16 protein-coding genes and 3 pseudogenes are annotated in these 23,683 nt (G+C 47.9%); 11 read left to right on the forward strand and 8 right to left on the reverse strand.

From position 1 onward, the window contains the following. Positions 1-101: 101 nt before the first annotated feature. The 5 genes and pseudogenes from J5069_RS03035 to J5069_RS03055 all read left to right on the forward strand — a co-directional run. Entirely contained in the window at positions 102-632 is a 531-nt protein-coding gene (locus tag J5069_RS03035) for a Rha family transcriptional regulator (protein WP_264642466.1), read from the forward strand. Between the two features lie 65 nt (positions 633-697). Further along, the gene (locus tag J5069_RS03040; RefSeq protein WP_264642467.1) at positions 698-8,698 is read left to right on the forward strand and encodes an LPD38 domain-containing protein; all 8,001 of its coding nucleotides are present in this window, start codon (positions 698-700) and stop codon (positions 8,696-8,698) included. Between the two features lie 423 nt (positions 8,699-9,121). Beyond that, entirely contained in the window at positions 9,122-10,828 is a 1,707-nt protein-coding gene (locus J5069_RS03045) for a colicin-like bacteriocin tRNase domain-containing protein (RefSeq protein WP_264642468.1), read from the forward strand. Further along, positions 10,828-11,091, forward strand: coding sequence for a bacteriocin immunity protein (locus tag J5069_RS03050; protein WP_264642469.1), 264 nt, complete (start codon positions 10,828-10,830; stop codon positions 11,089-11,091). Before J5069_RS03045 ends, J5069_RS03050 begins: the two co-directional genes overlap by 1 nt. A gap of 384 nt (positions 11,092-11,475) precedes the next feature. Further along, positions 11,476-11,643, forward strand: a pseudogene (locus J5069_RS03055) (NADP-dependent isocitrate dehydrogenase); the annotation flags it as partial. A gap of 177 nt (positions 11,644-11,820) precedes the next feature. Here the strand turns inward: J5069_RS03055 and J5069_RS03060 are convergent. The 6 genes and pseudogenes from J5069_RS03060 to J5069_RS03085 form a co-directional block, all read right to left on the reverse strand. Continuing rightward, the gene (locus tag J5069_RS03060; RefSeq protein ID WP_264642470.1) at positions 11,821-12,147 is read right to left on the reverse strand and encodes a hypothetical protein; all 327 of its coding nucleotides are present in this window, start codon (positions 12,145-12,147) and stop codon (positions 11,821-11,823) included. Between the two features lie 22 nt (positions 12,148-12,169). Further along, positions 12,170-12,402 (reverse strand): annotated as a pseudogene (locus J5069_RS03065) (hypothetical protein). Between the two features lie 43 nt (positions 12,403-12,445). Next, complete coding sequence (locus J5069_RS03070) at positions 12,446-13,405, reverse strand: hypothetical protein (protein ID WP_264642471.1); 960 nt, start codon at positions 13,403-13,405, stop codon at positions 12,446-12,448. Between the two features lie 77 nt (positions 13,406-13,482). After that, positions 13,483-13,713, reverse strand: a pseudogene (locus J5069_RS24250) (recombinase family protein); the annotation flags it as partial. A 151-nt stretch (positions 13,714-13,864) separates the two neighbouring features. Continuing rightward, positions 13,865-14,476 carry a hypothetical protein gene (locus J5069_RS03080; protein ID WP_264642472.1) on the reverse strand — a complete coding sequence of 204 codons (612 nt, stop codon included), beginning with the start codon at positions 14,474-14,476 and terminating at the stop codon, positions 13,865-13,867. Between the two features lie 18 nt (positions 14,477-14,494). Then, positions 14,495-15,520: a DUF3472 domain-containing protein gene (locus tag J5069_RS03085; RefSeq protein ID WP_264642473.1), complete on the reverse strand. Its 1,026-nt coding sequence runs from the start codon at positions 15,518-15,520 to the stop codon at positions 14,495-14,497. Positions 15,521-15,972: 452 nt separating this feature from the next. Between J5069_RS03085 and J5069_RS03090 the strand changes: the two genes are divergently transcribed. Next, positions 15,973-16,164 carry a hypothetical protein gene (locus J5069_RS03090; protein ID WP_264642474.1) on the forward strand — a complete coding sequence of 64 codons (192 nt, stop codon included), beginning with the start codon at positions 15,973-15,975 and terminating at the stop codon, positions 16,162-16,164. Between the two features lie 380 nt (positions 16,165-16,544). After that, complete coding sequence (locus J5069_RS03095) at positions 16,545-17,654, forward strand: SDR family oxidoreductase (RefSeq protein ID WP_264643710.1); 1,110 nt, start codon at positions 16,545-16,547, stop codon at positions 17,652-17,654. Positions 17,655-17,969: 315 nt separating this feature from the next. Here J5069_RS03095 and lpxP read toward each other — a convergent pair whose 3' ends face one another. Continuing rightward, positions 17,970-18,893 carry a kdo(2)-lipid IV(A) palmitoleoyltransferase gene (lpxP, locus tag J5069_RS03100; RefSeq protein ID WP_264642475.1) on the reverse strand — a complete coding sequence of 308 codons (924 nt, stop codon included), beginning with the start codon at positions 18,891-18,893 and terminating at the stop codon, positions 17,970-17,972. A 610-nt stretch (positions 18,894-19,503) separates the two neighbouring features. Between lpxP and J5069_RS03105 the strand changes: the two genes are divergently transcribed. Next, positions 19,504-20,307: a gluconate 5-dehydrogenase gene (locus J5069_RS03105; RefSeq protein WP_264642476.1), complete on the forward strand. Its 804-nt coding sequence runs from the start codon at positions 19,504-19,506 to the stop codon at positions 20,305-20,307. Between the two features lie 120 nt (positions 20,308-20,427). Here J5069_RS03105 and J5069_RS03110 read toward each other — a convergent pair whose 3' ends face one another. Next, positions 20,428-20,646, reverse strand: coding sequence for a KTSC domain-containing protein (locus tag J5069_RS03110; RefSeq protein WP_264642477.1), 219 nt, complete (start codon positions 20,644-20,646; stop codon positions 20,428-20,430). 215 nt (positions 20,647-20,861) lie between these two features. Here J5069_RS03110 and J5069_RS03115 point away from each other — a divergent pair, with 215 nt between their 5' ends. The 3 genes from J5069_RS03115 (at position 20,862) to J5069_RS03125 (ending at position 23,593) form a co-directional block, all read left to right on the forward strand. Continuing rightward, on the forward strand, positions 20,862-21,068 hold the full coding sequence (locus J5069_RS03115) for a DNA polymerase III subunit theta (protein WP_264642478.1): 207 nt from the start codon (positions 20,862-20,864) through the stop codon (positions 21,066-21,068). A gap of 239 nt (positions 21,069-21,307) precedes the next feature. Then, the gene (locus tag J5069_RS03120; protein ID WP_264642479.1) at positions 21,308-23,080 is read left to right on the forward strand and encodes an inositol phosphate phosphatase SopB; all 1,773 of its coding nucleotides are present in this window, start codon (positions 21,308-21,310) and stop codon (positions 23,078-23,080) included. A 255-nt stretch (positions 23,081-23,335) separates the two neighbouring features. Further along, complete coding sequence (locus J5069_RS03125; RefSeq protein WP_264642480.1) at positions 23,336-23,593, forward strand: hypothetical protein; 258 nt, start codon at positions 23,336-23,338, stop codon at positions 23,591-23,593. Positions 23,594-23,683: the final 90 nt, after the last annotated feature.

A 23,683-nucleotide genomic window follows, 5' to 3' on the forward strand; every position in this document is an offset into this window, starting at 1 on the left:
CTTTGGAATGAGCCTTTGAGGAAGTCAGTTAGTGCTGGCGAGCCTCGACGGGCTGATTTCCTGTGCGGCAAAGGTTCATTTCCAAAGAGAAGGTAAACGTTATGAGTAATCATGCAGTAATCCCCGCATATGACTTCCGAGAAATGGTTATGTCTGCCAGTGGGAAAGTGCTGACAAACAGTATTAAAGTGGCGCGTTTTTTCGGCAAAGATCATAAAAACGTACTGCGAAAAATCCGGAAAACTATCAGTGAGTGCCCCGATAATTTCGCCCAGCTCAATTTTGAGCCTACTGATTTCATTGATAAAAATGGTGATGTTCAGCCGATGTTCAACATGACGAAAGACGGTTACATGTTAGTGGTCATGGGGTTCACTGGCAGGGCAGCTATGCAAATCAAGATCACCTATATTCAGGCTTTCAACTGGATGACTGATCAGCTTCAGCACCGCCAACTGGTAGGCGAAAAAGCTATGCATCGGCTGGTGAGTAAAGAGACTCGCTCTAAGTTGAAAGGGACGATCGGCAGTCGCCTTATGAACGAGCGCAGAAAAGAAATCTCAGTTTTGCGTGAAGAGGAAAAACAGGTCATGGCACTGAATTGCCAGCCACTATTTCCCTCATTGTCATAATCAAGAGCATCTCATAATCCTACCGCTTCGGCGGTTTTTTTATGCCCAAAATTCTGGAGCCCGTAATGGCCTACGATCCGCAACAACAACGCCCCGAGCAGCAAATCACTAACGATAATCGGCAGGGGCTGAACATCCAGCAGCCCGGCGAAGTACCCGATTTCGATCGCCAATTCTTTGCGCCGGAAAACTGGAACAAAGCGCCGGTAGAGGCGAAAGCAACTTGGGGTGACAGAGGAAAAGCCCTGATTGCCGCGCCCTTTGAATTTGTGCGGGGGTTAGCTCAATTGCCGGTCGGTTTAGCGCATGGCGCAGAGAATTACGCCAATGAAAATGTAGACACACCGGAAACGCAGCAACGTCTTGGGCTCTCTGATGAAACGATGGCAAACATGCGCAAGATTCGTGGTTCTATCACTGGTGGTGCCGATCTTACGTTTGGGTCCGTAGAAAAAATAACGGGTAGTGCAGTAGACACTATCAAAGATTCAATGACGGAAGGTGGGAAAAAGGCAGCATCACAAAAGTTTCTTGAGACGGAATACGATAAAGACGGCGACTTTGCCGGGTTTCGTGCTGGGAATGGGCTGTTTAATGTTGATACCTGGGTAATGAATGCCGCGCCATCTCTTGCGCAAATGTTTACCGCCGCTGGAGTCGCAAAGATAGGGGCTAAGGGTGTTCAGTCAATGATTGAACAGGGGACGTTTAATCGACTGCGTAAAACAATGTCTGAGGATGCGGCTCGTGTCGCAGCGAAACGTACCGGGGAAGCCGCAAGAGAACGGGCACAGAAATACGGATTTATCGCGGGAATGTCAGGATCGGCGCAAGGCCAAGGCGGTATCGATATGCGCGAAGAGATCAACGCGCTGTCGTTTAACGAGCTGATGAATAGCACCTCGTTCCAGAAAGCCTTTGCCGACATTGATACCGATCCAAACAATGCCAATCTGAACGATACGCAGAAACTAACCATGGCCCGCAGCCAGGTAGCCGAGCTGGCTGCCGCATCGGTGACGTCCGATCCGCGTCTGCTGGCGATCAACATTGCTGCATCCTTGCTGGGCGACCACACGCTGTTAACGCTGCTGGTGAAAAAAAGCGCCGCACGCGGCATTACCTCCGGTATTTTCACGGGTGCTACGGCGGAAGGGGCGACCGAGTTTGCTCAAGGCGCAGGGCAACGTTATGCCCAGAATGAACAACTGATCGACACCGCTGGGCAGAAAATTGATCCGATGAAAGATGTGCTTGAGGTTGGCGCCAATAATGCCGTCGCCGGTGCTGGCATGGGAGGAGCCTTCGGTGTCGTCGGTGGTATGCGCGGGCGAAACAGTGATAACACCCCCACAGAACCGAATCAAAAGGTTGAGACTACCGAAGGACAGTTCTCTCCTGATCAGCAGCAAGCCACGCAAGTCGATGTGCCGGAATGGCAGACCACGGGGCAACCGTCTACAGAGGGTAATGGTCCTTCAATTCCCATCGTGAAATTGGGTGATGATTCCCCACCGACCGGTTATACCGGCGAGTGGCGTGATGGTGGCCCCGTGATTTCGGTTACTCAGGGGGCCGATGATTCACCTCTTAACCCGGAAAACGCAGCCGGTATCCCTGCCAGCCAACTCGACGATTTCCGCGATACACCCGCCTATCTGCGACAGGATCCGCGCATTCAGGGTTTTGCCGACGATAGCGAGGTGCAACAAGCGTTAGCCGATTCGCAACCTGCACCCACCGCCGATGAACTGATTCGTCAGCAGATCGACAATGGAGAGCAAGGCTATTCACCGCAAGAGTTGGAGACGCTGGCACAGGCTGAACAAATTATTGCTGCACGTCGGCCACGGCTGCCAGCACCTGGGCAAACTTCTGTGATTGCCATGCCGGGTGATCTGCATGCGCCACTGAGCGACGAAACACAAGCAGGGGTTGGGCCACAGTTTGATGCCGGGCAGCAGGTGCGCGGGCAGCAATTCATTCCCGCCGAAGGGTCGCAGCAGTCTATGAATGAAGTGGGTCGTGCGAGCCAGACCTATGATGGTGAAGCGGTGCCAACCCATGCAATTGAAGATAAGAACATTATTTTCGCGGGCGCTCCGACAATTGATGAAGGGCAGACTGTGCAACCTCCTCAGTTCTCCGGCGGTGAGATGCGCACACAGCAGCAATCGAGAGAGAGCCATAACACGGTTGCTGAGAATCAAGATCTTGCCGGACTGACCGATCAGCGCCATCGCGTGGCTGGCGTGCCGGTTGATGCGACCACAGAAGCCTATGCGCGCGGTGAGCCTGTTGGGGCGTTGAAGTTTTATCAACGCGATCGCCCATTCAGCAATGAGCGTGTCTCTAAGCATTCCAAATGGGGCAAGATGCCAGGGGCCAAAGTCGAAAAAGTTGAAGGTGGCTATGGGGTACGTCTGCCAGCATCTGAAACGCCACAAAGCAAAATCACGGATTTCGGTGAAGAGTTGCATGGTGCCGCTAAACACCGTTGGGGGCAATTCTCTCAGGCCATGGATACGGCTTTTAACCGTGATGAAGTAAGTGCGCAACCACTATCCAAGGTATTCCCTCACCCTGAATACAGCAAAATGGCTGAAGCTGGGATCGGCAAAGATGTGCTGGCATCGCTGGCGGTATTACGGGCTCACATTCCCAATAAGCCAACTAACGCCCACCGCGCTGCGAACTGGGCCGATAACGTGCTGAACATGAAATCGCTGGCGAATAGCATTATCAATGGCGATATGAAAATGGATGATTTCAAAAACCACATGCGTGCCAGAGCGCATTTGTCGCGTGTGGCCGACACCATCGATTTGGTATCGCAGTTCGCGCCGGATCAAATGAAAGAGGCGGCTAAATATCGGATCGGCTCCGGGCATTACACGGTCTATAACGGGAAGCCGTATCCAAACGGTAAAACAGTCTATGAGTTGAGAACGATAGGCAACAAGCCTATTCGTGATATGTACGCTGAGAGCGTGGAAGCACTGCTGCCCAAGGCAAAAGTCTACATTGAACAGCAGATCGGTGCTGCTCAGGAGAATGGTAGCGGTAAGCAGTCGAAGATTGAGGTTTTCCGCCGCCGGACCGATGGGCAGGTTTTTCTGGGTTATAAGGGCAGTACGCAGGTATTACCGCTTAAGGCTGGCTTTAAAGACAGCGCTGAAGCACGCGACTACCTGAAAAATAACCGTGCGGAACTGGAAGCGAAGCTGGAGAAGCTGCGCAAAATTTCCCGAGAAGAACAGCGCGGCACAGAAAACCAAAAACGTAGCGGGCCAGCGCGCCGGCAGACTGATGTAACTCCCGATCAGTTTGATGACACCTTCGGGTTTCGGGGTGTTCAATTTGGCAATTATGTCGAAGATGCACGCCGCCAGGCAGATTTGAATGATGCCTTCGATGCGTTAACCGATATGGCTGAAGTGCTGGGTGTACCAGAAAAAGCCTTGTCACTAAATGGTGAACTTGGGCTTGCGTTCGGTGCGCGTGGGCGTGGTGGTGCCAGAAGTTTCAGCGCGCATTATGAACCGGGGCAAGTGGTGATCAACCTGACCAAAGGCAGTGGGGCTGGCTCACTGGCGCATGAGTGGTTCCATGCCCTGGATAACTATTTTGGTCAGGCCGATCAGCATGGTTACGACAACAAGGGAACCGGTGACAACTTCATAACCCGCTCTCAGCGGCGTGATCGGGTATTTCAGAATGGGAAAATGGTGCCCGCTACCCACCCAGTTCGCCAGGAGGTCTACCGTGCATTTAAGGATACCCTGCAAGCCATCAACAACAGCGGCATGGTTGAACGTGCTCAAACACTGGATAGCACCCGCAGTAAGCCTTATTGGTCTACGGTAGTAGAACTTTCTGCGCGTGCGTTTGAGCGCTATGTGCAGGATAAAACGCAATCGAAGGGCATCAGCAATGATTATCTGGTTAACGTTCGTAAATCGAATGAGCATGCCGATCCGCAAACCTATGCTTACCCTACGGAAGCAGAGCTGTCCGGTGGTATTCGAGCCGCATTTGATAATCTGTTCCGAACGCTTAAGACGAAACCGACAGAGAAGGGCATCGCCTTTTACTCCCGCGCCAGCGCCCCCAAAAATGGGGGCGTTGTTGTTTCTGGGGCTGATATCGGTGATGGCAATATTATTCACGATGGCAGTTTCAGCAAAGATGGCAGTAAACCGGCCACGGGCATGTTACGTGACCGCGTACAGTTGGCGGCTGATGGTTTTGTCTCAAACTTGAACGGCGCTGCAAAAATCAAAGTGAAAGCGGTGCAAACGCAAGCTGAAGCGGCGGCGATGATGCCCAACGGCATTCCGGCGGAGTTTGGCATTGTGCATGCTATCTATCAGCCCGAACTGAGTCGGGTGATTGTCATTGCTGACAATATTGCTAACCCACGCGAACTGCGCGCTAAATTACGACATGAAGTCATCGCGCATCATGGCCTGGCATCGGTGATCGGCGATGTGGAATATGACCGCATCATGCGCGTTCTCCATCAGACACGTAACAGCCAGAATAAAACCATTCAGGAGGTGTGGCGGCAGGTCGAGCGTTCCTATGGCAATGAATCGCTGGAGGAACAAGCCAATGAGTTTCTTGCCCATATGGCAGAACGCGCGGAGCCTGGCGGACTGGGTGTAGCTTGGGATCGGTTCATCTCCATGCTGACCGCTGCGCTGCGTCGTGTGGGTATCATCAGCCCACACACTGATGTTACGCCTGCTGAGATACGCAGCATTTTGCACACTATCACTGGCCGCTTCAAAAAGACGGCGATGTACGCCAACGAACAGCCGGGTACTCGAGAGTTTGAGGATACTTTCTCACGCACCGATGCGTTGTATTCAGCTAAAGCTCTCTCTGATCCGTTTAAGCCGGATAGCTACGACGCAAAGCAATTCGCGCAAGAAGTTGAACAGATCGCCAGAATGGACAAAGCTCCCCGCCACCAGATTAGGCTTGGCGACACACCAGTTGTGTATCGAGCTCTGAGGGCAAGAAATCTTGAGTTGATTATGCCTGCTTCTGTTGTTCACAAGGCTATCGACCCCCGAGTGCGTAACCATCTCGTCAAATTAGAAGATGTGAAACGATTACCAGAATTGATTGCAGATCCCATCGCGGTGATGAAATCGGCAACGGAAAAGGATGCCTTGGTGTCTTTGGTCGCTGCTCATGATGCAAATGGCAGCCCGGTGATTGTTGCTATTCACTTAAACGGTAAAGGAGCGGGATTTGCAGAGATCAATAAGATAGCGAGTGTATATGGAAAAGACAGTCAATCGGCACTACAACGCCAGTTAAACAGTGATTTACTATATTTGAATAAAGAAAAAGCCACTCAATGGCTTCATGCTGCCGGGCTCCAATTGCCCGGGGCGAACACCTTGAATGGCTCAGGTCAAAATATACTCTCATCCGCTGATATCCGCAAGAATAAGGCCCTCTACTCACGCGCCGGCAACCCGGCAATGGATGCCGAAACCAGCCGCAAAATGGGCTTTAACGTCGAAAAAGGTTGGTTCGATAAGCCGCGTGATTTCTGGCAAATGGCGACCGACAAGGACAAGACGGCGCTTAAACAGTGGTGGCATGACACCTCGCGCAAACTCAATACACGCACCTTTGATGGCCTGGCACCGCTGAAGTATGCCGAAGACACGGCAGGGGGTTTTGATGCTACGGCGTCGGGCTATACCGCCGCGCGTATGGCGGCCGGTGCTGGGGCGGTTTCCGGCGTGGTATGGGAACATGGTCTGGTGCGTTATAACAAAAAAGAGGGTGTCACCGAGCGTATTTCAGGCACCGGCAAGGCCGATTCACTGATGGGCATTTTCGATGCGTTGGGCAGCCAGCGCGAAAACTTCCTCAAGTGGATCGCTGGCCATCGCTCTGAACGACTGATGGCAGAAGGGCGCGAAAACAACTTCACGGCAGACGAAATTGCCTACATTAAGATGCTGAATCGGGGCAACGAAACGCTGTTCACCGATCAGAAACGCAAGTATGACGCCTTCATCAAGTCGATTTTGGATCTACAGCAGGACATGGGCCTGATTGATCCTGAAAGTCGGGCTACGTGGGAAGATGCCTGGTATTTGCCTTATTTCCGTGAAGCTGAGAACGGTGAAACGCATGGCCCATGGACGACACGCGGCGTCGCCAACCAGAGCAGTACGGTGCGTAAGCTGAAAGGCAGCGAACTGACCATCAAAGACCCGATCGAAAACCTGTTCAACTATGTGGCGAAATCCGTTGATGCTTCAATGAAAAACGAGGCGATGCGCCGCTCCGTGGTGAATCTGGCGGATACCGGCGCGTTGGAGGTTATCGAGAACCCGAACAAGATGGATTACGGGCGTATCGGTAAGAATGTAGTGAAAGTCTACATCGACGGTCAGGAACAACTGGTGCAGGTCAATGACCCCGATCTGTTCCGCGCCTTCACCATGATCGACATGGAGCGTAGCAACTCGCTGTTTATGCGGGCGGCGCGCCAGGCAAAACGCGTGCTGACCATCGGCACCACGGCGATGCCTGATTTTATCCTGCGTAACTTTATGCGCGATTCCCTCCACTCCTGGGCTATCAACAAAGACGGTTTCCGCGCTGGGATCTCGTCATGGCAAGGCTTGAAAAAGGCGCTGGTCGTGGATGATACGCTGGTGGACATGATGGCGGCCGGTGCCACGTTCGGTGGTGGTTACCTCAACGTTTACGATCCGGCGGGGTCAGCAGCCAACATCCGCAAGGTGCTGCGCCGCAAAGGGTACAGCGATAGCCAGATGCGCGAATTTGAGTCGACGCTGGTACGTAGCAGCAAGGATGTGTTGGAGAAATTGGAAACTGGCTGGGAGAAATACCGGCAGGTCAGTGAAGGGGCTGAGAATGCCAACCGCGTGGCAACTTATGATGCGGCGCTGAAATCCGGCAAGAGCAAGGCTCAGGCCGCGTTTGAAGCGCGCGACCTGATGGATTTCAGCATGATGGGCTCGAGCAAATTGATTATCGGCCTTACCGATGTGGTGCCGTTCCTCAATGCGCGGTTGCAGGGTATGAATAAGCTGGGCAGGGCGATAAAAGAGGATCCGCGTGAGGTGCTGAAGCGCGGCGGTTATATCGCTGGGGTGTCATTAGCACTACTGGCGCTCAATTGGGATGATGAACGCTATGAAGAGCTGCCAGACTGGGACAAAGATGCTTACTGGCATTTCTGGGCCGGTGACCAGCATATCCGTTTCCCGAAACCGTTCGAGATTGGCCTGATGTTTGGCACGATGCCGGAGCGTTTCGTGCGTATGCTTGGCGGCGAAGATACGCCGGGTAAATTTGGCAAGATGGTGGCACGTAATTTCTTTGAAACCATGGCGTTCAACCCCATCCCACAGGTAGTGAAGCCGATTGCCGAAGCCTATGTGAATTATGACTTCTTCCGTGGTGGCCCGATCGAAAACATGGCGGACAGCAACCTGATTGCTGAAGCGCGCTACAACGATCAGACCAGTTTGTTAATGCGCGGAATTGGGCAAGCAACCGGGCTGTCGCCGAAGATGCTCGATCATATCGTTCAGGGTTACACCGGTACGTTGGGCGCTTACGTGCTGGGTGCCGGTAACATTGTGGCGCGACAATTCACCGATGCAGGGGAAACGCCCGCGTTACGACTGGATGAACTGCCGGTGATTAAATCCTTTCTGCGCGGTGCCGATCCGGCCAAGTCCACCCAGTTCGCGGACGATTTCTATCGCATGATGAGCCAGGCCAACCAGATTAACCGCACGATTAATGCTTACCGCGAGCAAGGGCGTAGCGATGATGCACACTCGCTGCAAGAAGACCATCGCGGGTTACTGTCCAAACGCCAGGCGCTGACACGAACCCAGAAGGCGATCCGCCAGTTAAATGACCGCATCGAGATGGTGCGTATTGACCGCACACTGAATGCGCAGGAGAAACGCGAACGTATCGATCGCATGATGGGGCAGCGCAATAAGCTGTATCAGCAGGCAGTGGAGCGCGTGCATTCGTACTTTGATTAATCTCTAACTTAAAAAGCGAAAGCCCCGGCGTGCTGAGAACACCCGGGGCTTTCTACTTTCTACACCTTGAATGAAGCAAGGGAGAACCTGATTGAATTATAAACGACTATTGCTGAGGTTGACCATGAAATACGGTCTGGAAATCGACGGACCCTGGAAAACGTCCTGAAATGAGGCTTACGTCACCATGCTGGCTCGATATTGCCTATCAGTAATTTTGGTGCATAACAATTGGTAAAATTATCCCCTTATTAGAACTCTTTTTTGTAACAAAAACATCCCCTCGTTTATTGACAAGAGAAAGGCTACAATTTATTTTTACTGTATATAAATACAGTATATTTGTGTGCGATGTGCTTATATACAGTGTTTATGTGTGTGATATGTCTAATCATTGTTTTTAAATAAAAAAAGGATGTTTTTATGAGTGGTGGAGAAGGAAAAGACCACAGCACTGGAGGTCCCTCTACTGGAGGTGTGAATGGTACATCTGACCGTGGAGATCGTTCTTCTGGTGGTGTAGATGCATCAGATCATTCAGGGTGGAGTTCAGAGAATAATCCGTGGGGCGGTGGAAACTCCAGTGGTGGCATGGACTGGGGCGATGATTCAAAAAAGGGGGGTAGCGGTGGTGGTAATCGTTCGAAAAATAAACCAGATAGGGTGAACCTCTCTCTGTTCCCTGAAGCGCAGGCCAACGTGGCATTCGGTGCCCCGATTAATATATCTCTGATTGATGGTTTATGGGGATTCTCAGTCTTCAATTCCCAGACGGTACAGGGAGCAGTAGCCGCAGCTCTGAACAAAATGGAGCAGATGGTGGTGTCTGCGCTACCTTATGCGGGACGGTTGGCTGGTCTGTCATTTGGCCTTTTGATGCCGTCTTCGATTGCGCCAGATGATAAAAGAATGATGGCGCGAATAGTGACCACGTTGCCTGCTGAAAAGATCACAACAACTCCTGTAACCTCTCTTCCTACGCAATCAGCGACCGTTCAGGTCAGGGCGCGTGTTATTGATGTGGTCGAGGATGAAAAACAGCACCTTGCTGTTGTCGGTGGCGCACCTATGAGCGTTCCAGTTGTGGATGCAAAACCGACGACGCGTCCTGGTGTATTTACCGCATCGGTTGTACCCGGAATGCCTGAACTGACTGTTAGGGTGAATTCTGGCACTCCTGCTGCGCTGAGCCAGCCACAAGGGATTACACCTGAAGACGCTGATACCCGCCCGGCTGGATGGACTGCTGGCGGTAATTCTAATGATGCCATTATCCGTTTTCCTGAAGGGACAGGGCATGATCCTGTGTATGTATCAGTGACGGATGTGCTCACGGCTGAGCAGGCGAAGCAGCGTCAGGAAGAGGAAAACCGTCGTCAGCAGGAGTGGGATGCTGTTCATCCGGTGGAGGTCGCAGAGCGTGAGTATCTGCGGGCAAAAGCTGAGTTTGATAAAGCTGATGCGGATGTAAAGGAGAAAACGAATATTCTCGCCGGAACCGATTTGGAGAAGGCTGAAGCAGATATTGTGCGGTGGCAGGAAGAAATAAAGAAAATTTCAAAGTGGAGTAAAGGGTTTAAGAGGGATTTATATACAATAAGACTGAGGGAAGCGGAGAGTGACAAAAATAAGGCGCTTGCCGCTCAGGAGGCTCTGAATGTAGCCGTTGAGAGCCTGAAAGAGAAAGAGAAAGCATCTACAGATGCCAAGGATAAGTTTGACAAGGAAAATAAACGTAATAAACCGGGCACAGCGACGGGCAGGGGTAAGCCGGTTAGCGATAATTGGCTTGAGGATGCCGATAAGGGAGGTGGAACACCCGTTCCTGAGCGAATTGCGGATAAGTTACGTGGAAAAGAGTTCAAGAATTTTGCTGATTTTCGGAAGCAGTTTTGGGAAGAGGTGTCTAAAGATCCTGAATTGAGTAAAAATTTCATTAAGGGTAACAGGGATCGAATGCAAGTAGGGAAAGCTCCCAAGTCGAGAAAAAGAGATGCTGTAGGCCAGAGGACTTCATTTGAGATTCACCATGATAAGCCTATTAGTCAGGATGGTGGTGTATATGATATGGATAATCTACGGATTACAACACCTAAGCATCATATTGATATTCATAGAGGTAAATGGTAATGGAACTGAAAAATAAAATTAGTGATTATACAGAGGCGGAGTTTATTGGTTTTCTTGAGGAAATTAATGAGGAAAATATAGCTGAAGCAGATGATAGATTAGATTTGTTACTCAGTCATTTTGAAAAAATAACCGAGCATCCAGATGGTACCGATCTGATTTATTATGCTCTATCGGATGCGGATGGTACTCCTGAAGCTATTACAAAAAAAATTAAGGAATGGCGAGCAGCTAATGGTAAACCTGGATTTAAACAGAGCTGACGTACTTAGCTAACGGATTAGCTAAAAACCTGAATGCCAGCCGTTTAAGGATGAATGGCTGGCATTTACTATTCAAATCCATTCGACATTTTCCGCAGATCACCAACGCAGCGATGCCAAGAGGCACCGCAAGGACAGGATGCTCGGTCATCATAACCGCAGCGAGCATCAGGCAAATAATGAAAGCAGTGGATGACATGTTATAGACTCGTGAGAAATGTTAAAGAGTGAAAAGTAATCAATTTGAAGGAAAAAACGTTCAGTAAAATACAAAATAAAGCACTGTTTTGTAAGGATAATTTTTTTTGGAAAATTGGCCTTAAATAATGCGCTATTTTGTATTTTTCATTATATAAATCATGTGGTTATTAAGTTATTTTCCGGCTATTGCTGCGCCACATGCACTGGTTCGAAGCGGCCGACCTGATTGTTAAGGGAATGGAAGGCGCGATCAAGAACAAGACCGTGACCTACGATTTCGAACGTCAGCTCGAAGGCGCTAAGCTGCGGAAATGTAGCGAGTTTGCGCAAGACATCATCGATAACATGTAATCCGCTGTTAAGCGTGGATTAACAATAGGGGCCAATTTCGGCCCCTTATTTTTACCTGAAAACTTCTCCCCAAGGCTGTACAAAAAAATAGGCTGTTGGCAGCATGGCTATCGGTGCGCGTGCAGATGCCGGAACGTGAGGAGCCCAAACCAAAGTGATGCGCAGTAATATTTCAAACTAAACGAAAAGCCCACGTCGCTCGGCTATGAGATCGAGCGCATCCTCAAGTGTGGGGAGCAGGTCCGGGTGAATGGTCCATGCCTCGCTGCCTATAACGAGCAGCGACACATAGAAACCTGAATCTTCAATCACTGCGTAAGAGCCTTCTGGGCACTGTGTCAGCTTGTCATTGTCGGCGAGCACGCAGATTCTTGTTCCATTAAATTCTGTAATTTTCATAGGAAGCGTCATATCCATTATGATCGTCTGTCCGCAGATTTTATCTGATAAAATAAAGAGAATCCCGTTAGGTTTTTCCCCCTCGAGGGGCTTGGGAAGTCGCATGCCTAATCAGTGTTTTATTGTTCTACGATAACGTCCCGATAGGCAACCAGATACAAACCGGCCCATCCTCAGTATTGTGGATAGAACAAATCAACCAACTTTCACCCTCTGGCGGCGTTGGGTTCCAGCCTGGTACATCAAGGTCGCTAGTTTCAAAATAACTGTAGGAATAGATTCACGCCCGGCGCAAAACTCTTCATATTTTGGATGTGTCCAGTAGCCCCATTCATCCCGTTCAACGGGTAGTGCTGTGATTTTATCTTCAAAAGACCCTACAGGATAAACTCGCGACGGTTACCTATTTCTTAGCTAACCAGGGAGAGGTCGTGCTCCAAAAAATGATATCTGCACCGAGATAATCTTTTGCGAATTGTACAAACTCATCCTTGCTAAATGGCTCACCCGTATTTGGATTCCTGTAGGTCAAGGTCGGCTCCTGTACTGCCATGGCAATGAGTGCCAGTTTAGCTTTGTATTTATTGAAGAAGGGATATGAGTTCTTCATTTGCGCCTTGCGGTTGGGAACAATATCCGGGCCACCAAGCCCAATATTATTGGTACTGGCAAACTCAAACAGCCTGCCCATGTAGTTGTGGTCGTTGTTCCATTCGCACGGCCAGAAATTGACATATTGTACTACGTGTGATTTGGCGAACACTTTTCGCGCAAAGGTAAGATTTTCCATTTCTCCTGCGAAATAGTTCTCGCAGGAGAATCCCTTGGGTAGTTTTTTCTTGTCGAGATCAATGGCTGTTTCGGGTAAGTTCACTCCATAGACTTGGCCATCGAAACGTTCTGCAATCGCTGCCAACAAAGCCTGATAACGTTGACGTACAGCAGGTTCCCATTGCCGTGCTACCCAACCCGACCCAATTGGTTTCCCTTCGCCAGGATTATCAAATTGTGGCGATATTCCACCACCATACCTGGCATCATTCATCAGATAATCAGGAACGTAACGGGCATCTTGTTCGAAAAACCGGTCCTGAATTTGGATGAAGAGTTTTTTATTGGCTACCTTAAGGCGAGTCAGATCCTTCTCTATCTGCGAGAAGTCGTATTTGTTCTTCTCAGGTTCAAGTGAACGCCAATTGTAAACGATCTGCGCACCGCCAATGTCATTACTCCCCATAATGGCAGAGGCTGCTTCGAGGTCACCAGAGCTGGTATAGATAAAGTTTTCTGGCGTTTTAGCTAATACTGGCAGCGTCACAGCAAGTAAGGTTACTGCAACAGTAAGCCGAATGCTTATGGTCATGAGATTGTTCCTTTTTGAAGATTCAGTGAGTTCAGTTGCCAGCACTGGTGAGTTGTCAAGGTGATAGAAATCCATAATCAGACCCGACCTGGCAGTTTTTTTCCATCTGGACGCAACTCACCATTTGGAGAAACATGCCTGTACAGAGTCTGCCGTGTGGTATTTAGTTCCTGGCACAGAGTACTGATTTTGGTTTCTGACTTTCTCATTGAGGCTAGCGCTAGGTGCAATTTAGCGGGTGTCATCTTATAGGGGCGCTCGCCTTTCCGGTCACGAGCTCTGGCAGAGGTAAGCCCACCCAGTTCGCGGACGATTTCTATCGCATGATGGGCAGCGCAATAATCGGTATCAATAGGCAGTGCAGAGAGTGCATTAGTACTTCGATTGCATCCCTAACTAAAGCGTTGCATAAGCAACGCTTATTATGAAGCCTCTATTTATATTTAACGTTGGGTGGGTTTATACGTTTTGTATAGGCGTGTTGTCGAAACGTTTGATTAACTCGATAATGACGCGGCTATCGCATTTTGGGGCATGCTTCTTTATTACATGAAAATTTGCGTCAGCAAAATGACCACATTCTAGACGAATATTCTTACAGTCATTGAAAAACTTTGCTTCAACAATCTTTTTGGTTAGATTCCATGCTGTCTCGTAGGTCGGTGAGTTGATAGCGGGGCGTTCGCCGAAAACGATTTCTGTACAATGTAAAGCAAATTCAACGGCTATACCCTCTTCAAACCAGTTTGAACCTTTGGCAAAAGGCGGAGCAGGGCGCGGATCTAAGAGATGAATAGTTTCATGAGCTAATTCATATACCGTTGCATACCAAGAAGTCGATGCAACGGTACTTAAGCTAGCATACCCACCATCCAAATCAATCGTATTAGAAACATGTGGGCCTTCTGCTGCATCAGCGTTAAATTCTGGTGCCAATAGTTTTTTCTTTGAATTTCTAGGGCCAAAAATACTCTGAGCATACTTGTCAAGCTGACGCTGAAGGTTCCAAAGTTCTTGTGGTGAATCTTTTGGTAAGGATTCTGGTATTTTAAAATTTTTCAATGTGTTCATATATGATTCTTTTGCCTTTTATTTAGGATTGATAATATTCCAACGGCTACCATCTGACATATACATATTAAGTCTTCCTTTGTCTGTTTTTGCAGTGGTACCATTTATTTGAAAATATGAACTATTAGTGGCGTTATGAATCACAAATATTGATTTCCATTTGAAAGCGCTAGGGGACGGAAAATAAATGTTAGGTGCCCAGGCGCCATCCATAGAGTGAATAACAACCAGATTGGCCTTGTTTAATTCGTTAGCGATAGACTTAGCCGTTAAATCGTTGTTATTAACTATTGTTACTGTTGGTGCAGAAGGAGAAGCAATAGCACCAAGATCGCTTACGTTATTAATGCAAGCTTGGTCATTACATGCAGCTTGAACAACATAAGGATCATTACAGTTTCCATAGGTATTAGTACTCTGTCGTGCTGTCGTTGTATCATCTCCAATTGGATTTAAAAAAGTTGAGCTTTGGGCTCCCATCACATAGCAGGAAGAAAGTTGATCATCCCCTTGCGAATACTCTTCAACAAAACCTGAAGATGAGTATAGCTTGCCAAATGTTTCTGGGACTTCGATAACACCAATAGTTATCGCTGTACCATCCATCATATCTGTGATAACCCCTGTAACTAGACTCCCTTTTTTTGAAACATCTAATTTGTATTGATGCCCAGTTTTCCATGGCACGATTAACTGACATTGTACTCCTGAACCTTCATGGTCAAAGTAACCACAATGACCATTTTTCCACCCTTTTGCATTCCAAATGGAGTAATTGAAAGCATGAACTCCTTTTCCTCTATTTTGTAAACCAATATAACCTGAATCTCCTTGCTTAAAGTAAAACTGATTTGCCCAGTAGTAATTGGAATCTCTTCCTCCATCGGTGCTTATCTTTTGGAAGAAAGATAATTTATTAAATTCTGCATTTGTGGGCCAGGTATGTTCTACTGCAATAATCCCACCGGCTAAAACAGCATAACTTGACTGACTTATCAAAAACAGGATGGGAGCTAATGATAAATTTTTTATGTTATACTTCATGTGTATTACTCCTTCGTTAATGTTGGTTTGTTGCGGGTTGAATTTATAAAAGCAATGATCCTAATACTTTCATTTTTCGGCTTTGTTAATTAAATCATTTTATTGTGAATTATGATTAAGGGAGTGTTCATTCATATATAGCTGCAAGGGTTGCTGTATGGTTGTATATAATAACATTATCATCAACGCATGAACGATTTCCTGATAAATAAGAATTATCAATCTTGTGTTTTAATGATTAATTTTTGCAATTATTTTCCGTCAAAAAGGGCATTATTGCATTCTCCGGTTTTTGTTGGGTCAGTCCTTAAATCCGATGGTTCGCCTACGGCCTTTTCTATTTCTCGTCAATCTCACATAGCGCCACGGTAGTGCCAGAGCGTATGTCAAATATTACAATGGATAACGCTGAGACGGGGATCACGGCGCAGTAATGGTGTGAAGAGCATGGATTGAACGACCAATCTGCCCGTCGTTACATCAAACCTGGCGCTGTGCAAAAATCAGGCTGTTTTGTTGCTGGTAATCGCCTTCACGATGAGATTGAAAATGGCATTGGTCGTGCATCCGGCGTGGATGCCAGTATAAGAGTCATCGAATTGATAACACAGTCAGCCCATTTTGGGGATACCCACAAAGATTAAACAAAGATGCATTTATTGAAACTTCGTTTAATAACGTCTGTGTAATATCCCCATCCATCATCAGTTACGGTGAGAAAAGAGATAGGGGGAACATTGTTGTGCCTGATAATTCTTAGGTCCGGTATGGGCTGATTAATATGTTAGAGAACACGATTAAATAGACTCTTTGTATGCAGGATACGCTGATTTAGGTGTGGTCCTTAGCAATGCATGGGGTTTATATACATTGCTTGGTATCCACAGAAACGTAAAGAAGTCTGAGATGGCCAGAGTCATATAATGATATTGCTACTTTGTAAGCGGATAGTGTTGCCCTTTTAAATTAACGTGGTGGATGTGCACTATTCGTGTTTTTAGAAAAAGTGAATTTGCGAGAGAAAATGAATAAGATATTAATTACTGGGGTTACAGGGTTTATTGGTGGGGCTACACTGGAAAATATCATTAATAATGATCTTGGCTGTGATTTACTCCTTTTGGTCCGCGCTGATTCTCATGGTGACGCGGTGAAACGCGTTCATGAAAATATGAGAAAGTTCAATGTTAGTGAGGATAAGCTAACAAAAATAACTGAAGATAATATATTATTGGGGGATCTTGGTAAACCCGAATTATATTTAGCGGATCCTCGGTTAGATAGCATTACGCATGTGATTAACTGTGCTGCCATCGCGTCATTTGGTAAGAATCCAATGATTTGGAAAGTTAACGTTGATGGTACTCTCGCGTTAGCCCGAAGAATGGCCACTGTTAAGGGGTTGCAGCGGTTTTTGCATGTCGGTACGGCGATGTCTTGTACGCCAGAGCCCAATACACTCGTTTCTGAAGATACTCATTTTATTGAAAAAAACAGCCATTTTGTCGAATACACACACTCGAAACTGATTGTTGAAAAACTCATGCGTCAGCATTGTCCACAGATGCCACTTTTATTTGCTCGTCCCTCTATCGTTGTTGGCCACACCAAACATGGTTGTAAACCGTCTAGTAGCATCTTCTGGGTTTTCAATATGGGACTGATGTTACAGAAATTCATGTGCTCAATGAAAGATCGCATCGATGTTATTCCGGTAGATTATTGTGCTGAAGCCCTAGTCATGCTTCTTAACCGCGATCTGCCCAATGGAGAGGTGGTTCATATATCGGCAGGGGACGAGCATTGCGTACAGTTTATGGAAATTGATAACGCAATAGCGGATGCTATGCAGCGACAGCCGGTTGGCGATAACTATGCCAAGGTCACGTATGATGTTTTATTAACGATGCGCCGGGATTTGAAAAAAATCTTTGGTCCTTGTAATGAACGGATTATGCTCAAAGCGATGTATTTATATGGTCAATTTGCAGAATTGAATGTGCGGTTTGATAACCATAAGTTATTAAGTTTGGGCATGCCAAAACCGCCTAGGTTTACTGATTATATTGGCTTGTGTGTGAGTAGTACTCGTCATTTATCTATACCGCAACAGATGATGGTAGATTTTAAATAAAAGAGAATAACGATAGAGGAAGGGTGCATGACGCCCATGCCGGACAGGTGCGCAACCAGGATATAAAAAACAGCATTGATCAATGCTTCGAACGTCCATGCTACCCAAATCAGCCCAGCGGTAACCGCTAGGCTGATTTGGGTTTAAAGACAAGGAATTATGTAGTGGGCAGAGAAAACTGCTCGCCTTTTCCCTCTGTGGATTCTGCTACCACCATCCAAGATAGCTGCCAGCGCCCACAACGATAGCCACACCAATCATTATCATTGTGATTTTACTCATTGGTCTTTCTCCTTATTTCCTTGGCAGTATCATTTATATATACAGTGATTTTTCGCCTTGCGGTCGCGTTTTGAAGCGCCGATGAACCCAGAGATACTGCTCAGGGGCACGCAATATTTCCCGCTCAATGACCTTGTTGATGTAGGTTGCTGCCGCAAATTCATCGTCTTTCGGGTAATCCAGCAATTCGGGCTCGATGATTAACGTATAGCCAGTAAGGTCAGGCTTTCTGATAAGCGTGATGGTCAGCATCGCTGCACCGGACAAACGAGAAAGCACGTATGTTCCGTTGGTGGTTGCCACATCGCTGACGGCAAAGAAGGGCGCAAAGGTGCTGCCTTTCGGGCCGTAATCCTGATCGGGAGCAAACCAGACGGCTTCCCCTTGACGCAGGGCGGCAACCATGGCTTTCAGGTTTCGGCGATCGATCATCGCTTTGTTGGAACGCATTCTGCCTTTGGTCTGCACCCATTCCAACAGGCGATTATTGTGCGGGCGATACATCGCCATCATCGGTTGGCACTGGCCCATAGCACGGCCACCCAGCTCCAACGACATAAAATGTACGCCAACCGCCATTACGCCGCGTTTGTTCTCTTGAGCGCGCTGGAGGTTGTGTAATCCTTGCACGTCAACCAGTTTACGAATGCGCTCGTTGGGCCAAAACCAGGCAATCCCGGTTTCCACCAGCGCCATCCCCAACGACGAAAAGTTACCGGCAATCAGTCTTTCTTGCTCTTCATCATTTAGCGTTGGGAAGCAAAGTTTAAGGTTCCTGCGCGCGATGGTTTCTCTTCGTTTAAGAAATGGCCGTGACAATCTGCCACAGAGGGCACCCAGGCGAATAAGCACGGGGTAGGGCAGTTGGACCAGAAGGAAAAGCACCGTAACGCCAAACCAGGTTAACCAGTAGCGAGGATGAAAAAAGGCAGGACAAAAACGAACGCTTGAACTCATGATGTTCCTATACGCACTATACAAAAAAAAGGGATGTATCGCATAAAGAAACAGACTTTCTGTAAGCGGCACACTGGGACGAAAACCCTGATACCTGGGGGATGTCCTCACTCCAGCAAGCTGCCTGACCTGAAGGTTTCAGGAAACGGCGCACTCCTCATTCACACTGGCTATATGATAGAGGTAAGGTCTTCCGCTTATCCAGCGATTTCATTCATCAATTTGCCAATTTGCATTTTCTTTACGAATCTCTTCGATGGCGCGCTGGTTTTATTGATGTTGCAGCCTGCAACGTCAGGTAGCGTAAACGGGTGACAGGGCACGGTCATGCGGAACAACGCGCTATAAAATTTGATCTCCATAGCTTTTTCACAAAATATCGTTGCTTCTAAAATGAAACAATGTTTCGTTTTTGTGGGGCGTGTGGTATTTTATGACCCTAGGACTGGATATGATTACGTTGTTCTAACGCAGTAGCCTCACAGTAAGCGCCGCGCTTCTGGTTGATCGGTATCAGATGACGGAAGTATGAAGGGGCGATTACAGAGATGCGATGATGTGAATCATATCGCTCTTAATCTCTTCGCTAAATCGATATGGGAATGGTTAAATGAGTAATTATCAGCAGCAGTTTTCTCTTGAAGGTAAAGTGGCTCTGGTCACAGGGGCCTCTTACGGTATTGGTTTTGCCATTGCCAGCGCATTGGGCGAAGCTGGGGCGACAATCGTTTTTAACGATATCAAACAAGACTCGATCGAAAAAGGCCTGGCCGCTTATAAAGACGCTGGTCTGAAAGCGCACGGTTATGTCTTTGACGTAACTGATGAAGCTGCGGTAAACGCAACCGTCAAGAAAATCGAAGAAGAAGTGGGTGTGATTGATATTCTGGTCAACAATGCCGGTATCATTCAACGCACGCCGATGCTTGAAATGGAAGTGTCTGATTTCCGTAAAGTGATCGATGTTGACTTGAACGCGCCTTTCATCGTTTCCAAGGCTGTTTTGCCGTCAATGATCAAAAAAGGCCACGGCAAAATCATTAACATCTGCTCTATGATGAGCGAACTGGGTCGTGAAACTGTCGCTGGCTATGCTGCGGCAAAAGGCGGCCTGAAAATGCTGACCAAAAATATCTGTTCTGAATTTGGTGAAGCCAACATTCAATGTAACGGTATTGGCCCTGGCTACATCGCTACGCCGCAAACTGCCCCGTTGCGTGAAATTCAGGCTGATGGCTCTCGTCATCCGTTTGACCAATTCATCATCGCAAAAACGCCCGCTGCACGCTGGGGCACGACTGACGATCTGAAAGGGCCTGCTGTATTCCTGGCATCTAATGCGTCTGATTTCGTGAATGGTCACATTCTGTACGTTGACGGCGGCATCCTGGCTTACATCGGTAAGCAGCCGTAATTGTCATGCGCCAGGCCTTTGCCTGGTGAGTAACAGCGTTAACCAACAAACGGGAGCGTAGCTCCCGTTTGCATTTTTGTTACCCCGAATCACTGTCACTGAAAAACGCCCACGGTCAGATTAGGCCAATCGGCGGCATAAAAATTTCCCTTTTATCACCCCATCGAAAAACCGGCCTTTTGAAACCACTGCATCGGAAATGTATTTTTTATAAATGCGTTCCGGAACATCTAGGTATTGATAAATCTCACCGTTATGAAAGGCGATTTCCAATAAGCGCTTATCGGAGTCGTAACCGAGCGCACGAATTCTGGAGGATGTGACTGAATGCCGCAACACCACGTATGTCCTCTATACTTGTCAGCAAAGACAAACTATACGGCATTTCGGAGCGTGCCATCCAGCGTTACCTGCATATCCCGTGATAGGAAAATTGACTGCTCGCTTTGTGATCCAGTGCAATGTTTTTCTGTGTCGCTTACAGCGTGTTTTGCACAGGGTGTTGTATATTTTTAATACAGCATGGTGCTGACCACAAGGGAGGATCTGTTGGTATGATTAATTTTGAAAAGATGATTCTCGAATACAGTGACAAGTATGCAGATTTTGCTGCATCGACAGTCGCCTTTATGGAAAGCCAGAAGCGCGAAATATGCGCAGATACAATCGCCTTGAAAATCCCACCGGAAAAAAGAGCCTATTTTGAAGCTCGGTTAGAGCATTACCGGAGCATCTATAAATCTCAAACGCTGGTCGAGTGATGTGAAGATTGCAGCGGCACTCTGCTTTCCTTCATGCCTGGCATCGCGCTATTTGCTAAGGGAATTACCTTCAGGGATGAAGCAGTTATCGATTTATCAGTAGGCTACCCTCCAGCAACCCAGAAATGATCATCCTCATCAGCGTGTAATCGCTATCGCCGTTGAATTGGGCGTTTAGTAGTAGTTAATCTCATCAGGGGCCAGTAACGTTATCGCTCAATGAGCGGAGGCGTTATTCTATGGGCGTTAATGGTTTTTTCGGTGGCATCAGGCAACAGAAGTATCATGTTAATCATTATCAGAACGTTAGTACTAAAACAGAGGGGCCGGTAACCTCTGACAATAGAACGTTGTGGGCGAATCATCTTAAGTCTGCGGTGCAGATTAATGAGAAACCGACATTGCACGCCGCGGCTGACAAAAAGAAAACCTTTACAGGCACTGTGGCGCGGCGCGTTAAACATTATCAGGCAGCAGGGCGCTCGAATGTTGAACGTCAACATGAAGCCGTTAATACTTCCCGTACAACAGAAACGCTGAGCGTCTTAGAAGGGCATTTTCTCAGCGCAGCCACTAGCGCAATGTTGGCATTGGGGCGCGATCCCTCGGCACTGCTGGATCAGACTCGTCAGAAACTGCATGCGGAAAACAGAGCGCTCACCAAACAGGATTTGCAGGAAGCGAAAACCCTAAAACCCCTATTGATAGACGGGTTGACAAGAGAGTTTATCAAGCAAGGCTTTCCCGAAAAAGATGCAAGAACACACGCTAAACAAGCCTTTGCAACGGGTTTGCGCGAGGTGCTAAACACCCGGAAATGGGAAACGGTTGATACCCGCTTTCAACACAACAATGTGGACTATCGCTGCACGCTTACGCCCGCCGGACAGATGAAGCAGGGAGGAAATGACGTTTTTCATACCCCTTACAATGACAAGGGGGTCGCTTCCTCTTCCTCGCAGGAAACCGCGCATGCCACGAATTTATGGCTATCCGAATTCAGTGTCCTCGGTGAAAAGGGATCAACACAACGGCTATTTAGCGGAATACGTCACGGCACTTTGTCTCCTTACGGCTTGGCGAAAAATTCAGATGCGCGCTATTTCGGTGCGCAAACCCGCGCCATGGAAGTAGTGACCGCTGCGCTTTTCGCTCGCCCTGAGCTGCTGCGCGACGCTGAACAAGGAAAAACGGTGGGGCTGAATCTGGCATCAACATCATTGGTTACCGGCGGTATCGGGGCGGAGAAAGAGATGATGGATGACCAGATGCAGGCGTGGGCGATGTTGAGTCAACAGCAACCGCTACAGGTTCCGTTAAGGGATGCGCAGGGTAATCGTTATCACGCTTCGGTAAATCTCAACGTTGCGGCATTCAACTTTGGTGTCAACGAGTTTGCGCTTATCGGCAATATGGGGTGGAAACAGGCAGATGGTTATAACGAAGCGGCGCTGAAAACGCTGCTCGGCAATGATTTAAGCGTGACCGCACCGCCAAAAGGATGGGTGGGGGACTATTTAGCTCAACATCCGACGGCAGAAAACGCACAAAAAGTCAGAACGCTAAGCCAGCAGTTAAAAGCGATTTGGGCCAATAAAACGCATCATCGTGATGGTGGCGAACCCTATAAAGCGGCTTTGCGTGTTGCTCTACTCGCCAATGAAATTGGCGCTATGCCCTGCTGGAACTGTAAGAGTGGAAAAGACAGAACCGGTATGCTGGATGCAGAAATCAAACGTGAAGCAGTGAAAATGCATCAACATGACACCGGCGTGATGCCACAAGCGTCAAGTGTCAGTGTACCGGGACGTTCGCTGGACAGTGCGGAACAACAACTGTTACGGACCATTTTGCTGCACGGTGGCAATAGCGAAGTGCAACAGTATAACACTGGCGTTCCCGGGAATAAGGTGGCAAAACCATTGCCCGGATTTCTGACGTTGTCCACGCGTCAACGAATCGGGGATGCGTTTGCTTTCAAAAATACACAAGGTTTATCTGAATTGGTGTAACCACAGCGCAAAGTGTTGCGCTGATGTAATTAAAATGCGTCCATGGAATGGCAATAATATTGCCATTTATAAGATGTTTTATGTGCGATTCTAATCGGTATGACCGACAGTAAAAACGTGAGCAAACCTTGATCTAAATCACAATCGACGGACCCGCTTTTTGGTGTTATGAAAATCCCGTCGTAGGGAAAATGGTCCCATTAATATAAACTGATTTGAGCAAGGTATAACGTTGCGTTATGCTGCGGAGGAAATATGTCGGTTATTCGCACATGCCTTAACCTGTTTGGTGGTGATACGGTAATTGTACGGTGTTCTAATACGTTTGATATTCATATGAGCGATTCTACACCGGAATTGCCTACCACACCGGAGGTGGTGCAAAACAACAGTATTAGCATTAGTGCTGAAGATGAGGTCTATTTCACCGTACCTTATACGGGTGAGTGGAACTTAACCATTAATGCCAAGAATGATACGCCAGAGCACTCTATTAGTTATTTCCCCGCATAATAACGACATTGCTCAGGGATGAGATAAATAAAATAGCGAATATTTTCTATCTATGGCGCAATATATCGGCTAATGCTGATAGTGACGTAG

It is taken from the genome of Candidatus Symbiopectobacterium sp. NZEC127, assembly GCF_025962675.1.
Classification (GTDB): domain Bacteria; phylum Pseudomonadota; class Gammaproteobacteria; order Enterobacterales; family Enterobacteriaceae; genus Symbiopectobacterium.

What these genes read in the sequence shown, in the direction of transcription:
- J5069_RS03105 (WP_264642476.1), top strand. Translation starts at nt 19,504, where the DNA reads ATGAGTAATTATCAGCAGCAGTTTTCTCTTGAAGGTAAAGTGGCTCTG.
- J5069_RS03095 (WP_264643710.1), top strand. Translation starts at nt 16,545, where the DNA reads ATGAATAAGATATTAATTACTGGGGTTACAGGGTTTATTGGTGGGGCT.
- J5069_RS03050 (WP_264642469.1), top strand. Translation starts at nt 10,828, where the DNA reads ATGGAACTGAAAAATAAAATTAGTGATTATACAGAGGCGGAGTTTATT.
- J5069_RS03120 (WP_264642479.1), top strand. Translation starts at nt 21,308, where the DNA reads ATGGGCGTTAATGGTTTTTTCGGTGGCATCAGGCAACAGAAGTATCAT.
- J5069_RS03040 (WP_264642467.1), top strand. Translation starts at nt 698, where the DNA reads ATGGCCTACGATCCGCAACAACAACGCCCCGAGCAGCAAATCACTAAC.
- J5069_RS03125 (WP_264642480.1), top strand. Translation starts at nt 23,336, where the DNA reads ATGTCGGTTATTCGCACATGCCTTAACCTGTTTGGTGGTGATACGGTA.
- J5069_RS03085 (WP_264642473.1), bottom strand. Translation starts at nt 15,520, where the DNA reads ATGAAGTATAACATAAAAAATTTATCATTAGCTCCCATCCTGTTTTTG.
- J5069_RS03115 (WP_264642478.1), top strand. Translation starts at nt 20,862, where the DNA reads ATGATTAATTTTGAAAAGATGATTCTCGAATACAGTGACAAGTATGCA.
- J5069_RS03045 (WP_264642468.1), top strand. Translation starts at nt 9,122, where the DNA reads ATGAGTGGTGGAGAAGGAAAAGACCACAGCACTGGAGGTCCCTCTACT.
- J5069_RS03035 (WP_264642466.1), top strand. Translation starts at nt 102, where the DNA reads ATGAGTAATCATGCAGTAATCCCCGCATATGACTTCCGAGAAATGGTT.
- J5069_RS03070 (WP_264642471.1), bottom strand. Translation starts at nt 13,405, where the DNA reads ATGACCATAAGCATTCGGCTTACTGTTGCAGTAACCTTACTTGCTGTG.
- J5069_RS03080 (WP_264642472.1), bottom strand. Translation starts at nt 14,476, where the DNA reads ATGAACACATTGAAAAATTTTAAAATACCAGAATCCTTACCAAAAGAT.
- lpxP (WP_264642475.1), bottom strand. Translation starts at nt 18,893, where the DNA reads ATGAGTTCAAGCGTTCGTTTTTGTCCTGCCTTTTTTCATCCTCGCTAC.
- J5069_RS03060 (WP_264642470.1), bottom strand. Translation starts at nt 12,147, where the DNA reads ATGCGACTTCCCAAGCCCCTCGAGGGGGAAAAACCTAACGGGATTCTC.